This is a genomic window from Mycolicibacterium parafortuitum (assembly GCF_010725485.1).
Taxonomy (GTDB): Bacteria; Actinomycetota; Actinomycetes; order Mycobacteriales; family Mycobacteriaceae; genus Mycobacterium.
In genome coordinates this window covers 4808935-4824426 of sequence record NZ_AP022598.1, presented here as the reverse complement: position 1 = coordinate 4824426, position 15492 = coordinate 4808935, and the positions used below count along the sequence as shown (strand labels likewise).

Sequence of the window (15492 nt, the reverse complement as noted above, 5' to 3'; positions counted from 1 at the left end):
TGTTCTTTACATTCGGGTGGTGCGGGCGATCTTGTGGGAGACGGGCGTCATCACGGTGCCGAGTTCGCGCCATGTCGCGTACGCCGTGTCGTAGGCGTCGCGGCGGGCCGGATCCGGGCGGTAGGGCGTGTCCAGGGTGATGAAGCGGGCGGCGTCCGACCAGTCGTCGAGCGCACCGATACCGATCGCGGCGATCACCGCCGCGCCGAGCGACGCGCCGGGGTGACCGATGACCGGGTGCATGTCGCGGCCGAGCACGTCGGCATGGATCTGCTTCCACAGCGTGGATTTCGATCCGCCGTTGGTGATCATCACCCGCTCGAACGGGATGCCGATCTCGGTGAACACGTCGACGTGGTGGCGGAACCCGAACGCGATGGCCTCCAGCACCGAGCGGTACATGTCCGCCCTGGTGTGGCCGAGGTGCATGCCGGCGAACACGCCGCGCAGGTCCGGATCGTGGATCGGGCTCTTCTCGCCGAGAAAGTACGGCAGACACAGGATCTCGGCCGGGGCCCGGTCGGCGGCCTCATCGTCGAGGTCGGTCAGTTCGGCGCCGCCGATCAACGCCTGGAACCACCGGATCAGGCTGCCGCTGGTGGCCATGCAGCCGTTGGGCAGCCAGCGGCCGGGGACCGGGTGGGCGTCGAGATAGAGGCGTTCGTCGACGATCTTGGTGTCGCTGGCGACCAGGATGTCGCCCGCGCCACCGAGTTTGACCAGCGCGTCGCCGGAACCGTTCACCCCCGCCGCGTATGCCGACAGCACGTGATCGGCGCCGCCGACCACCAGCGCGGTTCCCGCCCGAAGCCCGGTGGCCTCGGCGGCCGCGCGGCTCAGGTCACCGACTCGGGTGCCCGGACGCCGCACCGGCGCCAGGGTCGACGGATCGAGCGAGGCGGCCTCCAGGACCACATCGGCGGTGTCACCGTCGACGGTGAACAGGCCCGATTCCAGCGCCCAGTTCTGCTCGACGTGGAGTTCGGCGCCCAGCGCCGAGAGCACCCAGTCGTAGGACCCGACCCAATGTGCGGTGCGCGCGTAGGTGTCCGGTTCGTGTTCGCGCAACCACACCGCGGTCGGGGCCACCGATTGTTGGGTCAGCGCCGATCCGGTCAGCGTGACCAGGTCCACCCCCGCCAGTGTCGCGGCGAGGTCGGTGACCTCCCGGTGAGCGCGGGCGTCGTTCTGCAAGATGGCGTGCCGCAGCGGATTTCCCGCCGCATCGACGGGGATGACCGCGGGCACCATCCCGGAGGTGGCCACCGCCGCGATCTCCTCCGGAGCGACCCCGCTGCGGGTCACGACCTCGCGGATCGACTCGATCACGTTGCGGTGCCACTGCGCGGTGTCGGCCTCGGCGAATCCGGGGCCGGGGGAGTGCAGCGCGGTCTCGCGCGATGCGGTGGCGACGATCTTGTCGGTGGTGTCGAGCAGTACCGTCTTGGTCCCGGTGGTGCCGATGTCGACGCCGATCGTGTAGCGACTCACCGGGCGCTCGCCTCGGCGTGCGAATCATCCTGGGCAGCAACACAGATGACATCGACGCCGGCGCCGCGTGCGGCGACCAGCGCCGGATGGTCGACCGGACCGTCGCTGACGATGACCTGGATCTGGGACAACTTCGCGATGCTGACGAAGGTGACCCGGCCCAGCTTGCTCTTGTCGGCGGCGACGATCACGCGGTCGGCGCGTGTGCTCGCCGCGCGCTTGACCCGGCTCTCGGCCTGGTGATAGTCGGAGATGCCCCGCTCGCCGTCGATGCCGGCCACCCCCATCACATAGGTGTCGCAGTTGTAGTTGGCCAGCGTGTCCTCGGCGCTGGGACCGATCAGGCTGAGTTCTCCGGCACGCAGCTCGCCTCCGGTGAGCACGACGGTGACGTCGGGTTCGTCGACCAGTGCCAGCGCGACGAGCACGCTCGGGGTCACCACCGTCAGCCCGAGTTCACGGCCCTTCAGCGAGTTCGCCACGGCCAGCGCGGTGCTGCCGGAGTCCAGGATCAGGGTCTCGTTGCGTCCGATCAGGTCGGCGACCACCTCGGCGATGTGCGCCTTCTCCTGCGCGGCGTCGGCCATCCGGGTCGCGAATGCGGGCTCGGAGTCCTTGCCCTGCACCGCGATTGCGCCCCCGACGACCCGGCGGACCACCCCGAGGGCCTCAAGCGCCTCGACGTCGCGGCGGATGGTCATCTCGGACACGTCGAACTCCGCCGCCAGAGCGGCGAAGTTGATCTCGCGGGCCGACCGAACGCGTTGTTCGATCCGGTCCCGGCGGGTTCTCACATCCACGGCCACCAACACTTCTGCTGTGCAAAATTAACAGAGTTACTGTGCGTCACCTGGCTTTTCGGGGCCGGGGCGAAGCAAGTTGTGTGAATATATAACACCAACGTGTGTAGTGCCCACACTTGGTCCGGTGTCGGCCAATTTCGTTCCTCTCCGCCGCGCGGCCCGGTTACCGTGCGCCGGTGCTGCACTTGCGGGTCATCGTTCCGGCCGACATGCGCGCGGACGTGCTCGACGTCCTGAACCGGCAGGTCGGTGTCGCCCACGTGTTGCTGTATCCCGGGGCCGCGCTGGATCCCGACGGTGACGAGATCACCGCCGACCTGGCCCGCGAATGCGCGAACGACGTGATCAAGGAACTCAAGGGTCTCGACGCCCAGCACCGCGGTGCGATCACGCTGACCGTGCTCGACACGGTGCTCTCCACCCGCGCGCACCGTGCCGAGGACGACGCCGCCGGTGACCCGGCCGATGCGGTGGTCTGGGACGAACTCATCGGCCGCACACGCGAAGACGCGACGCTGTCGGTCACCTTCGTGCTGTTTCTGACCCTGGCCTGCCTTCTGACCGCGATCGGCGTGGTCAACGACTCGATGGTGACGGTGGTCGGCGCGATGGTGCTGGGGCCGGAGTTCGGTCCGCTGGCGGCATTGTCGGTGGCGCTGGTGCAGCGCCGGATGGCGCTGGCGCGGCGGGCCGCCATCGCACTGGTCGTCGGCTTCCCGATCGCGATGGGGATCACCGCACTGGCGACCTGGGCGGCCGAATCGATCGGCTGGATCAGTCTCGACAGCGTCCAGCACGTCGAGGAGGTCGACTTCATCTTCCAGGTGGGGCCGGTGTCGTTCATGGTCGCGCTGCTGGCCGGCGCGGCGGGCATGCTCTCGCTGGTGTCGGCCCGCTCGTCGGGGCTCGTCGGCGTCTTCATCTCCGTCTACACCGTGACCGCCGCGGGCTTTGCGGTGGTGGCGGCGACGGTGGGGGCCTGGGACGTGGCGGGCAAATCGGCGCTGCAACTCGCGGTCAACCTGGTCGGTATCGTGCTGGCCGGGGTGCTCGTGCTGGTGTTGCGTCCGCGGGGCCGATTGGTCGGGCGCACCGCGCGCAGGTCGTAGCGGCGCGTCCTGCGGCCGACAGGGCAGTGTGGTGGGATTGGCCGCTATGGGGATCAAGGTCGCCCTGGAGCACCGCACCAGCTACAACTTCGACAGGCTTGTCGAGATTCATCCGCATGTCGTGCGGCTGCGTCCGGCACCGCACTCGCGCACGCCGATCGAGGCCTACTCGCTGCAGGTGGAACCGGCCGACCATTTCGTGAACTGGCAGCAGGACGCGTTCGGCAACTACCTGGCCCGGCTGGTGTTCCCGACCCGGGCCCGCAACCTGACCATCACCGTCGGCCTGATCGCCGACATGAAGGTGATCAACCCGTTCGACTTCTTCATCGAGGACTACGCCGAGACGTTCCCGTTCGAGTACCCGAAAAGCCTGGCCGAGGACCTGAAACCTTATCTGCGCCCCGTCGACGAGGACGACGAGAACTCCGGTCCCGGCGACCTCGCGCAAGCGTGGGTGAAGAACTTCGGCATCGCGGCGGGGACCCGCACCATCGACTTCCTCGTCGCGCTCAACCGCGCCGTCAATGCCGACGTCGGCTATTCCGTGCGCATGGAGCCGGGCGTGCAGACCCCCGACCACACGCTGCGCACCGGCATCGGATCGTGCCGCGACTCGGCCTGGCTGCTGGTGTCGATCCTGCGCCAACTGGGCCTTGCGGCCCGCTTCGTGTCGGGCTACCTGGTGCAGTTGACCTCCGACGTGGAGGCCCTCGACGGCCCGTCGGGTCCGGCCGCCGACTTCACCGACCTGCACGCATGGACCGAGGTGTACATCCCGGGTGCCGGCTGGATCGGGCTGGATCCGACCTCGGGGCTGTTCGCCGGAGAGGGGCACATCCCGCTGTCGGCCACCCCGCACCCCGAGTCGGCGGCCCCGATCACCGGGGCGACCGAACCGTGCGAGGCGACACTGGAATTCAGCAATGTGGTGACCCGGATCCACGAGGACCCGCGCGTCACGTTGCCCTACAGCGAGGCGAGCTGGGCCGCGATCAACGCGCTCGGTGCCCGCGTCGACGAACGGATGACCGCAACGGACGTCCGGCTGACCGTCGGCGGCGAGCCGACGTTCGTGTCGATCGACAACCAGGTCGACCCGGAGTGGACCACCGCGGCAGACGGGCCGCACAAACGCCGGCGTGCCTCCGCGCTGGCGGCCCGGCTCAAGAAGGTGTGGGCGCCGCACGGCCTCGTGCAGCGCAGCCAGGGCAAGTGGTACCCCGGAGAACCGTTGCCGCGCTGGCAGATCGGACTGCACTGGCGTACCGACGGGCAACCGTTGTGGACCGACGACACGCTGTTGGCCGATCCGTGGCCGGAGCAGCCGCAGACCTGGGCGAGCTCGCCGGACGCCGCCCGCCGGTTGCTGACCGCGATCGCCTCCGGGTTCGGGCTGCCCGAGCGCCAGGTTCGCCCGGCCTACGAGGACGCACTGGCCCGACTGGCCTCTGTGGTGCGGCAACCCGAGGGCCCGCCGGTGCCCGCCGGTGACGACCTCGACGCCGACAGCCCCGACGCGCGCGCGGCCCTGCTGGCCCGACTCGACGAATCCGTCACGGAACCGACCGCGTTCGTACTGCCGCTGCACCGCCGCGACGACGAGCAGGGCTGGGCGAGCGCGGACTGGACACTGCGGCGCGGACGCATCGTGCTGCTGGACGGCGATTCGCCCGCCGGTCTGCGCCTGCCGTTGGACTCGATCAGCTGGAAGCCGCCCAAACCGTCGGTCGAGGCCGACCCGTTGCAGCGCCGACCCGCCCTCGCCGTGGGCGGACCGGCCGCGATCGTCACCTCCGAGGACGACGACGAGTGGGTGCCGACCACCGCGCTGGTGGCCGAGATCCGCGACGGGCTGCTGTACGTATTCCTACCGCCCACCAGCGAACTCGAGCATTTCGTCGACCTGATCGGCCGGATCGAGGCGGCCGCCGCCGCCATCGACTGCCCCGTGGTGATCGAGGGATACGGTCCGCCCGCCGACCCGCGGCTGAAGTCGATGTCGATCACCCCCGACCCCGGCGTGATCGAGGTCAACGTCGCGCCCACGGCCGGCTTCGCCGAGCAGCGCGAGCAGTTGGAGACGCTCTACGAACAGGCGCGGCTGGCGCGCCTGTCGACCGAGGCGTTCGACGTCGACGGCACCCACGGCGGCACCGGCGGCGGCAACCACATCACCCTCGGCGGTGCCACGCCCGCGGACTCCCCGCTGCTGCGCCGCCCCGACCTGCTGGTGTCACTGCTGACGTACTGGCAGCGCCACCCGGCGCTGTCCTACCTGTTCGCCGGTCGCTTCGTCGGCACCACCTCGCAGGCGCCGCGGGTCGACGAGGGACGCCCGGAAGCGCTGTACGAGCTGGAGATCGCGTTCGCCGAGATCGACCGGCTGTCGAAGGCCCATGGCCCGTGGCTGGTGGACAGGGCCCTGCGTCATCTCCTCACCGACATCACCGGCAACACCCACCGCGCCGAGTTCTGCATCGACAAGCTCTACAGCCCCGACAGCGCGCGCGGCCGGCTCGGCCTGCTCGAGCTGCGCGGCTTCGAGATGCCGCCGCACCCGCAGATGGCCATGGTGCAGTCGCTGCTGGTGCGCTCGCTGGTGGCCTGGTTCTGGGCCGAACCGCTGCGCGCCCCGCTGATCCGGCACGGCGTCAACCTGCACGGCCGATACCTGTTGCCGCACTTCCTGATCCAGGACATCGCCGAGGTCGCCGCCGATCTGCGCGCGCACGGCATCGAGTTCGACACCAGCTGGCTGGACCCGTTCACCGAATTCCGGTTCCCGAGAATCGGCACCGCGGTGTTCGGCGGCGTGGAGATCGAGCTGCGCGGCGCGATCGAACCGTGGAACGTGCTCGGCGAGGAGTCCACCGCGGGCGGCACCGCCCGCTACGTCGACTCGTCGGTGGAGCGCCTGCAGGTCCGGCTCATCGGGGCCGACCGCGACCGCTTCATCGTCACCGTCAACGGCCACCCGGTGCCGATGCTGGCCACCGACAACGCCGACGTCCAGGTCGGGGGTGTGCGCTACCGGGCCTGGCAACCACCCAGCGCGCTGCACCCGACGATCACCGTCGACGGGCCGCTGCGGTTCGAGCTCGTGGACGCCGCCAGCGGGGTGTCGCGCGGCGGATGCACCTACCACGTGTCCCATCCTGGTGGACGCTCGTATGACACGCCCCCGGTCAACGCGGTGGAGGCCGAGTCTCGACGCGCCCGGCGGTTCGAGGCCACCGGTTTCACCCCCGGCGCCGTGGACCTCGCGGCGCTCAAGGAGAAGCAGGCCCGTCAATCGATGGACGTGGGCGCACCGGGGATATTGGATCTGCGGCGAGTGCGTACCGTTCTGCAGTAATGGCCTTCCCCACGACCCCTCCGGCCCCGCACCGAGGTGCCGGAGCGACCGACGTTGAGAACCCGCTGACGCCGTATACGAGCATGCGCGCGCAGCAGGCGCTGTTCGACGTGCAACCACGGCTCGGCGCCGGCCCGTCCGCCGGCTACGACGAGTTCGTCGACGCGGCGGGCGACGTCCGGCCGGCGTGGCAGGAAGTGGCCGACTGTGTGCGCGACCGCGGCCGCGGCGGCCTGGACCGGCTCCGCGAGGTCGTGCGCGGGCTCGTCGACAACGACGGCATCACCTACGTGCACACCGATCCGGGCGGCGAGGAGACCGTCGCGGTGCCGTGGCAGCTCGACGCGCTGCCGCTGGTGATCTCGGCGTCCGACTGGGACCTGCTGGAAGCCGGCCTGGTGCAGCGCTCCCGGGTGCTCGACGCCGTGCTGACCGATGTGTACGGCGAGCGCCGCTGCATCACCGACGGTGTGCTGCCGCCGCAGCTGCTGTTCGCCCACCCCGGGTACCTGCGGGCCGCCCACGGCATCGAGGTGCCGGGACGGCATCAACTGTTCATGCACGGCTGCGACATCGGCAGGGCCGGGTCGGGGGACTTCGTGGTCAACGCGGACTGGACCCAGGCACCGTCCGGCGCGGGGTACGCCCTCGCCGACCGACGGGTCGTCGCGCACGCGATCCCGGACCTCTACGAGCAGATCGGCCCGCGGCCGACCTCGCCGTGGGCGCAGGCACTGCGGTTGGCACTCGTCGACGCCGCCCCGGAGTCCGCCGAGGAGCCCGTCATCGTCGTGCTCAGCCCCGGCATCCACTCCGAGACCGCGTTCGACCAGGCTTACCTGGCCAGCGTGCTGGGGCTGCCGCTGGTGGAGAGCGCCGATCTGGTGGTGCGCGACGGCAAGCTGTGGATGCGCTCGATGGGCACCCTCAAGCGTGTCGACGTCGTGCTGCGCCGGGTGGACGCCCACTATGCCGACCCGCTCGATCTGCGGCCGTCGTCGCGGCTGGGTGTCGTCGGTCTGGTCGAGGTGCTGCGCCGCGGCGCGGTCACCGTCGTCAACAGCCTGGGCAGTGGCGTGCTGGAAAGCCCGGGGCTGCTTCGCTTCCTGCCGGAGCTGGCGGAGGCGCTGCTCGGCGAAACCCCGCTGCTGCCGACCGCGCCGCTGTACTGGGGCGGCATCGACGTCGAACGTTCGCATCTGCTGGCGAACCTGTCCTCGCTGCTGATCAAACCGGTCGCCGGCGGCGAGCCGATCACCGGGCCGACGCTGTCGGCGGCCCAGCGCGAAGACCTCGCGGCGCGAATCGCCGCGACACCGTGGCAGTGGGTCGGCCAGGAACTCCCACAGTTCTCCTCGGCGCCATCGGACTACCTCCCCGGCGGGCTGTCGTCCTCGACGGTCGGTATGCGGCTGTTCACGGTGGCCCAGCGCGGCGGATACGCGCCGATGATCGGCGGCCTCGGCTACCTGCTGGCAGAGGGGCCGTCCGCCTATCAACTCGAAACCGTTGCCGCCAAAGATATCTGGGTCCGCACCCCGAGCCGGGTCACTGCGGAGAAGATCCCGAGCGATGCGCCCGGGCTGCCCGCGCCCGCCATGGCGAGCCCGATCCAGGAGGTCAGCTCGCCACGCGTGCTGTCGGACCTGTTCTGGATCGGCCGCTACTCCGAACGCGCCGAGCAGATGGCGCGGCTGCTGACCGTGACCCGCGAGCGCTACCACGAATTCCGGTACCGCAGAACGATGGACGGCAGCGAATGCGTCCCGGTGCTGCTGACCGCGCTCGGGCAACTGACCGGGACCGACACCGGCGCGGGCGGCGACTACGCCGAGATGGTGGCCACCGCGCCGACCACGCTGTGGGCACTGACCGCCGACCGGCACCGCCCCGGTTCGCTGGCCCAGTCGGTGGAGCGCCTGGCGCTGTCGGCGCGCGCGGTGCGCGACCAGATGTCCAACGACACCTGGATGGTGCTGTCGGCCGTCGAGCGGGCGCTGCTGAACGCCCCTGACACACCGCCGGATTCGCAGGCCGAAGGGGATGCGTTTCTTGCCTCGACCAACACGCTGACCCTGGCAGGCATGCTGGCGCTGTCAGGGGTGGTGTCCGAGTCGATGGTTCGCGACGTCGGCTGGACGATGATGGACATCGGCAAACGCATCGAACGGGGCCTGGCGCTGACCGCGCTGCTGCGCTCCACGCTGAGCACCGTCCGCACCCCGGGCGCCGAGCAGACCGTCACCGAGTCCACGTTGGTGGCGTGCGAGTCCCTGGTCATCTACCGGCGCCGCAACCCCGGCAAGATCAGCATCGCCGGGGTCGCCGAACTGGTGCTGTTCGACGTGGAGAACCCGCGCTCGCTGGTCTACCAGCTCGAACTGCTGCGCGCACACCTGAAGTCGCTGCCCGGGGCGACGGGGTCGTCGCGCCCCGAGCGGATGGTCGACGAGATCGCCGCGCGGCTGCGCCGCATCGAACCCGCCGAACTCGACGACGTCGGCGCCGACGGCCGACGCGAGGAACTCGACGGGCTGATGTCGGCCATCCACCGCGATCTGCGTGAGCTGTCGTCGGTGATCACCGCGATCCATCTGTCCCTGCCGGGCGACATGCAGCCGCTGTGGGGACCTGACGAACGGCGGATGGTGCCGTGACCGCGTTCCCCGACGGCCCCACCGCGTCCGCGGACAGCCGCACCTACGAGATCACCCACCGCACCGAGTACCGGTACTCCGACGTCGTCACCAGCTCCTACGGCCGCGGCTTCCTGACTCCGCGCGACACGGCCCGGCAACGCTGTCTGTTCCACGAGCTGGTCATCGAGCCCGAACCCGAGGACAGCTCCACCAGCCGGGACGGCTACGGCAACATCAGCTCGTATTTCCACGTCACCGAGAAGCACCACCGGCTGATCGTCACCAGCCGCTCGGTCGTCGAGGTCGACCCCCCGCCGCCGGACCTGTACCAGGGCCCCTCGGCGCGCGCACCGTGGGAGATCGCGCGCCCCGTCGGCGCCGACGGGGCGCTGGCGACGGAGTTCACCCTCGACCTGCAGCCGCCCGAGATCACCGACGAGGTGCGCGCCTACGCCGCACCGAGTTTCGCCGCGGGCCGCCCGCTGATCGAGGTGCTGCGGGACCTGACGTCGCGGATCTACACCGATTTCACCTACCGGTCGGGGTCGACCACGGTATCCACCCAGGTGAGCGAGGTTTTGGCGGCGCGGGAAGGGGTATGCCAGGACTTCGCGCGGCTGGCGATCGCCTGCCTGCGCGCCAACGGTCTGGCCGCCAGCTATGTTTCGGGATATCTGGCGACCGACCCACCCCCCGGGAAGGAACGCATGGTGGGAGTGGACGCGACGCACGCCTGGGCGTCGGTGTGGACACCGCAGAACCTGTGGCTGGGCCTCGACCCGACCAACAATCAGATGGTCGACGAACGGTACGTGACGGTCGGATTCGGCCGCGACTACGCCGATGTGCCGCCCCTGCGCGGCATCATCTACACGGACTCAGAGAGCAGCGTGATCGACGTCTCGGTCGATGTCGCCCCGCACACCGGGGGAGTCCTCCGTGCGTGACTTCACCTGCCCCAACTGCGGGCAACGGCTGTCGTTCGAGAACTCGCTGTGCCTGAACTGCAAGAGTGCGCTGGGTTTTTCGCTCGACGACATGGCCCTGCTGGTGATCGCCCCGCCCGAGGAGAGTGAACACGCAGGCGCGGTCGACGAGCGGCAGTACCAGCTGTGCGCGAATCTCCATCTGGCCGAATGCAACTGGCTGGTCGAGAAGGGTCCGATCGCCAAGCTGTGCGTGTCGTGCGCGCTGACCCGGACCCGCCCCAACGACGCCGACACCGTCGCGCTGGCGGCGTTCGCCGACGCGGAACGGGCCAAGCGGCGGCTGATCGCCGAACTGCACGAGCTCAAGCTGCCGATCGTCGGCCGCGACGTCGACCCCGACTTCGGCCTGGCCTTCGATCTGCTGTCCAGCCAGTTTGAGAAGGTGTTCACCGGCCACGAGAACGGCGTGATCACACTGGATCTCGCCGAGGGCGACGACGTGCACCGCGAGCAGCTGCGGATCTCGATGGACGAGCCGTACCGGACGCTGCTGGGCCACTTCCGCCACGAGATCGGCCACTACTACCAGTACCGGCTGATCGGGACCTCGCAGGACTATCTGCAGCGCTACCACGAGCTGTTCGGGGACCCCGAGGCCGACTACCAGGCCGCGCTGGACCGGCATTACAGCGAGGGGGCGCCCGCGGGCTGGGAGGACGACTACGTCTCCTCGTACGCCACGATGCACCCCGCCGAGGACTGGGCCGAGACGTTCGCGCACTACCTGCACATCCGCGACACCCTCGACACCGCCGCGGCGTTCGGCTTCGCGCCTGCCACCGCGACCTACGAGCGCAGGGTGCTGGGCCCCAGCAGTTTCGACGTCATGATCGACCAGTGGCTGCCGCTGTCCTGGGCGCTGAACCAGCTGAACCGGTCGATGGGCAAGGACGACGTGTACCCGTTCGTGCTCCCGCCGCCGGTGCTGGAGAAGATGCGGTTCATCCACACGGTGATCGACGAGATCACGTCGAACCCGGTGAAGCTGGCCGAGGTCGGCGCACCGGTCGACGACCAGAACCAGCAGCTCGGCTAGGCGCCGCGTCCCGGGGTGGCCTCGCCGGAAGGCAGTTGGCGAGCTTCGGAATCGCCGATCAGTTTCTGCATGAACCGGTGGGTGCCCAGCACCACCCTCGCGCGGTCGGGATCGTTGCGCCGCGCGACGTCGGCATCGTTGCCGCCGGCGATGTGCACCGGTCCGTGCGGGAGCCGGCTCAGCCCCTCCGCGGCGACGTCGGCGGGTTCGGCGACCCGCAGCCCCGGCACGTCGAAGTTCAGCCCGATCCGCTCCATCGCCGGGGTACGGGTGACCCCGAGCACCAGCTCGAGGACGTGAACGTCGTAGTCGCGCAACTCAAGCCACAGGCTCTCGGCGAAGATCCGGCCGAACGCCTTGACCCCGCCATACACGCTGTGCCGGACCGAACCGAGGTAGCCGGCCATGGAGCCGACCATCAGGATGCCGCCGCGGCGCCGCTCGCGCATCGGCCGGCCGAAATGCTGCACCAGCGCCATCAACGCGGTGACGTTCAAGTCGATCACCCTGCCGAAATCGGTGAGCTCGCCGTCGAGGAAGTCCTCGCTGCAGGTGTTCGCGCCCGCGTTGTAGATCAGCAGGCCGACCTCCAGATCTGCGGTCGCGGCGATGATCTCGTCCACGCCGTCGATGAGATCGATTGCCAGGGTGCGGGTTTGCGCACCCAGTTCGCGGCAGCGGGCGACCGTGCGTTCCAGCGGCTCAGGCTTGCGTGCGACGAGCACCAGGTTCACCCCCGCCTCGGCGAGCTGCGCGGCGAACTCGGCGCCGACCCCTTCGGAGCCGCCCGCGATCACCGCCCACGGACCGTAAGCCGTCAGATCAGTCACGCGACGATCATGGCTCATCCGCAACACACGGGGCCGGTTGGGCGGAGATGGCCGCTGTTCTTCCTAGGATCACCCGGTGGCTGATCGCTATGGCACCGACATCCTGGCCAACAATCCGCACCAGGCCCGCAAACCCCGCTCGGTCGAGACGCCGATCGAGATCGGGATGGTCGTCGAGGACGCCCAGACCGGGTTCGTCGGCGCGATCGTGCGCGTCGAGTACGGCCGGATGGAACTCGAAGACCGCAACGGCAGGACCAAGCCGTTCCCGGTCGGCCCCGGCTACCTGATCGACGGCAAACCCGTCATCCTGACCGCGCCGAAGAAGGCAGGCCCGGCCGCACCGACGCGCACCGCGTCGGGCTCGGTCGCGGTCAAGAACGCGCGCGCGAAGGTCGCCCTGGCCAGCCGCATCTACGTCGAGGGCCGGCACGACGCCGAGCTCGTCGAACAGGTGTGGGGCGAGGATCTGCGCATCGAGGGGGTGGTCGTCGAGTATCTCGGCGGCGTCGACGACCTCGCCGCGATCGTCGCCGACTTCCGGCCCGGCCCCGGCCGCCGGCTCGGGGTGCTCGTCGACCACCTCGTCGCCGGGTCGAAGGAGGCGCGCATCGCCGAGGCCGTGCGACGCGGCCCCGGCGGCGAACACACGCTGGTGGTGGGCCATCCGTTCATCGACATCTGGCAGGCGGTCAAACCCGCGCGGCTGGGCGTCGCGGAGTGGCCGGTGATCCCGAAGGGGCAGGACTGGAAGCACGGCGTCTGCGCGGCGCTGGGCTGGCGGCACCGCGACCAGGCCGACATCGCCGCGGCCTGGCAGAAGATCAGGGGCCGGGTCCGGGACTGGACCGACCTGGAACCCGAGCTGATCGGCCGGGTCGAGGAGCTCATCGACTTCGTCACCGCACCCGTGTAAGCAGGGAGCGTGTCCGACAGCCTGTTCGACGTGCCCGGGGAGCCCGCGCCGCCCGCCGCGGGGCCGGTCGGTGCGTCGGTGCCGCTGGCGGTTCGCATGCGTCCGGCGAACCTCGACGAGGTCGTCGGCCAGGACCACCTGCTCAAACCCAACTCGCCACTGCGCCGTCTCATCGAGGGCTCCGGCGCGGCGTCGGTGATCCTGTACGGCCCGCCCGGTACCGGCAAGACCACGCTCGCGTCGATGATCTCGCAGGCCACCGGCCGCCGGTTCGAGGCGCTGTCGGCGCTGGCGGCCGGGGTCAAAGAGGTCCGCGCCGTGATAGATGTCGCGCGGCAGGCCGCGATGCGCGGCGAGCAGACCGTGCTGTTCATCGACGAGGTGCACCGGTTTTCCAAGACCCAGCAGGACGCGCTGCTTGCCGCGGTCGAGAACCGGGTCGTGCTGCTGGTCGCGGCCACCACCGAGAACCCGTCGTTCTCGGTGGTCGCGCCGCTGCTGAGCCGGTCGCTGATCCTGCAATTGCAGCCCCTGACACCGGCCGATGTCGCCACGGTGCTCCGGCGGGCGATCAGCGACGAGCGTGGGCTCGGCGGCAAGGTCGAGGTCACCGACGACGCCGTCGACCAACTGGTGCAACTGTCGGCCGGGGATGCGCGGCGCGCGCTGACCGCGCTGGAAGTCGCGTCCGAAACCGTCACGGAATCGGGGGAGACGGTCACCGTCGAGGTGATCGAGCAGTCGCTGGACAAGGCGGCGCTGCGCTACGACCGCGACGGTGACCAGCACTACGACGTCGTCAGCGCGTTCATCAAGTCGGTGCGCGGTTCCGACGTCGACGCCGCGCTGCACTATCTGGCCAGGATGCTCGTCGCCGGCGAGGATCCGCGCTTCGTGGCCCGCCGGCTGATGATCCTGGCCAGCGAGGACATCGGGATGGCCGACCCCACCGCACTGCCGATCGCGGTCGCGGCCGCGCAGACGGTCCAGCTGATCGGGATGCCGGAGGCACAGCTGACCCTGGCGCACGCGACGGTGCACCTGGCGACCGCGCCGAAGTCGAACGCCGTCACCACCGCGCTGGGGGCCGCGATGGCCGACATCCGTGCGGGTAAGGCCGGTCTGGTGCCCGCCCACCTGCGCGACGGGCACTACTCCGGGGCGCAGAAACTGGGCAACGCGGTCGGGTACAAGTACGCCCACGACCATCCGGGTGGCGTTGCGTCACAACAGTATCCGCCCGACGAGCTGGTGGGCGTGGACTATTACCGGCCCACCAACCACGGCACGGAGCGCGAGATCACCACCCGCTTGGAGAAGCTGCGCGCGATCATCCGCCGGCGCCGCTGACTTCCTGAGCCGATGAGATCTCGGCCCAGGGCGAGTCGATCTGGTGTAACCACCGACACGTGGAACCCGACACGAGAGGACGCCGCCATGACGACCACCCTGGACCTCACCGCACCCGTCGACACCCTGGCCATGGAATTCACCCGGCGCTTCGATGCCCCGGTCGCCGCGCTGTTCCGTGCGCACGCCGAACCGGACCTGGTCACGCGGTGGCTGGGACCGGACGGATTGGAGATGGACATCACCGAGTGGAACTTCCACAGTCACGGCGGCTACCGCTACTCCCATCGGGACGCCCGGGGAACGTACGGGTTCCACGGCACGTTCCACACCGTGCGGCCGAACGAATTCATCCTGCAGACCTTCGAATTCGACGGGGCCCCGGACTCGGTGAATCTGGAATTCCTGTGGTTCGAGGACCTCGGTGGAAGCTGCTCGCGGCTACGTGGGCGCTCCATCTGCTCCACCGTCGAGGCGCGGGACGCGCTGCTGTCCTCCGGTATGGAACACGGTATGGCCCAGGGATACCAGAAGCTCGACGCGCTACTGGCTCGGATGTAGGCATCGGGCCGGAAAAGGGGTGATCCCGGCCGGTCGGGGGCCCAGCCGGGATCACCAGGATGGTGTCTTCGGGTTGCTCAGCGCAGGATGCCCGAGCGGCGACCGCCCATCAGGCCGGTGCGACGGCGGCCCATCAGCGCGGTGACGAGGGCGACGCCGGCGACCGCGACGACGACCTGGACGATGAACTCACCGAAGTTGAAATCGCCGGCGACCGCGGCCAGGCCCATCGCCCGGGCCAGCGCGGTACCGACCAACGCCGCGACGATGCCGACCAGGACGGTGAGAAGGACGCCGATCTTCTGCTTGCCGGGCAGGACGAGCCGGGCGAGCACGCCGACGACGATGCCGACGAGGATCGCGGTGATGATGCCGGTGATGGTCATGTCTACCTCCGTGGGACGTTGCGG

12 protein-coding genes are annotated in these 15492 nt (G+C 69.8%); 8 read left to right on the top strand and 4 right to left on the bottom strand.

Annotated features, from left to right (window positions below; genetic code table 11):
* Nucleotides 1-6 precede the first annotated feature (6 nt).
* Entirely contained in the window at nt 7-1491 is a 1485-nt protein-coding gene (locus NTM_RS22725) for an FGGY-family carbohydrate kinase (protein ID WP_104860798.1), read from the bottom strand.
* On the bottom strand, nt 1488-2285 hold the full coding sequence (locus tag NTM_RS22720) for a DeoR/GlpR family DNA-binding transcription regulator (RefSeq protein ID WP_232079964.1): 798 nt from the start codon (nt 2283-2285) through the stop codon (nt 1488-1490). Before NTM_RS22720 ends, NTM_RS22725 begins: the two co-directional genes overlap by 4 nt.
* 185 nt (nt 2286-2470) lie before the next feature.
* On the opposite strand from NTM_RS22720, the gene NTM_RS22715 reads away from it, so the two are divergent.
* Genes NTM_RS22715 through NTM_RS22695 form a run of 5 tightly spaced genes read left to right on the top strand, consistent with a single transcriptional unit; the run spans nt 2471 to nt 11425 of the window.
* Nucleotides 2471-3403: a DUF389 domain-containing protein gene (locus NTM_RS22715; protein ID WP_104860799.1), complete on the top strand. Its 933-nt coding sequence runs from the start codon at nt 2471-2473 to the stop codon at nt 3401-3403.
* Nucleotides 3404-3449: 46 nt separating this feature from the next.
* A complete protein-coding gene (locus NTM_RS22710) occupies nt 3450-6761 on the top strand; it encodes a transglutaminase family protein (RefSeq protein ID WP_163768051.1) in 3312 nt (1103 codons plus the stop codon).
* Nucleotides 6761-9418, top strand: coding sequence for a circularly permuted type 2 ATP-grasp protein (locus tag NTM_RS22705; protein WP_163768048.1), 2658 nt, complete (start codon nt 6761-6763; stop codon nt 9416-9418). The genes NTM_RS22710 and NTM_RS22705 overlap by 1 nt, the downstream gene beginning before the upstream one ends.
* Nucleotides 9415-10347, top strand: a complete 933-nt coding sequence (locus NTM_RS22700) for a transglutaminase family protein (protein WP_163768045.1) — start codon at nt 9415-9417, stop codon at nt 10345-10347. Before NTM_RS22705 ends, NTM_RS22700 begins: the two co-directional genes overlap by 4 nt.
* On the top strand, nt 10340-11425 hold the full coding sequence (locus NTM_RS22695; RefSeq protein ID WP_163768042.1) for a zinc-binding metallopeptidase family protein: 1086 nt from the start codon (nt 10340-10342) through the stop codon (nt 11423-11425). The genes NTM_RS22700 and NTM_RS22695 overlap by 8 nt, the downstream gene beginning before the upstream one ends.
* On the opposite strand, the gene NTM_RS22690 is transcribed toward NTM_RS22695, so the two are convergent.
* Nucleotides 11422-12255, bottom strand: a complete 834-nt coding sequence (locus NTM_RS22690) for an SDR family NAD(P)-dependent oxidoreductase (RefSeq protein ID WP_163768040.1) — start codon at nt 12253-12255, stop codon at nt 11422-11424. The two genes, NTM_RS22695 and NTM_RS22690, sit on opposite strands and share 4 nt — an antisense overlap.
* A gap of 76 nt (nt 12256-12331) precedes the next feature.
* On the opposite strand from NTM_RS22690, the gene NTM_RS22685 reads away from it, so the two are divergent.
* The 3 genes from NTM_RS22685 to NTM_RS22675 all read left to right on the top strand — a co-directional run bounded on the left by NTM_RS22685 (nt 12332) and on the right by NTM_RS22675 (nt 15082).
* Nucleotides 12332-13171, top strand: a complete 840-nt coding sequence (locus NTM_RS22685) for a DUF3097 domain-containing protein (RefSeq protein WP_163768039.1) — start codon at nt 12332-12334, stop codon at nt 13169-13171.
* A 9-nt stretch (nt 13172-13180) separates the two neighbouring features.
* Nucleotides 13181-14521 (top strand): replication-associated recombination protein A, encoded by a 1341-nt coding sequence (locus tag NTM_RS22680; RefSeq protein ID WP_104860806.1) that lies wholly within the window; start codon nt 13181-13183, stop codon nt 14519-14521.
* A gap of 87 nt (nt 14522-14608) precedes the next feature.
* The gene (locus tag NTM_RS22675; protein WP_163768036.1) at nt 14609-15082 is read left to right on the top strand and encodes an SRPBCC family protein; all 474 of its coding nucleotides are present in this window, start codon (nt 14609-14611) and stop codon (nt 15080-15082) included.
* Nucleotides 15083-15159: 77 nt separating this feature from the next.
* On the opposite strand, the gene NTM_RS22670 is transcribed toward NTM_RS22675, so the two are convergent.
* Entirely contained in the window at nt 15160-15468 is a 309-nt protein-coding gene (locus NTM_RS22670; protein ID WP_104860808.1) for a GlsB/YeaQ/YmgE family stress response membrane protein, read from the bottom strand.
* Between the last annotated feature and the right edge of the window lie 24 nt (nt 15469-15492).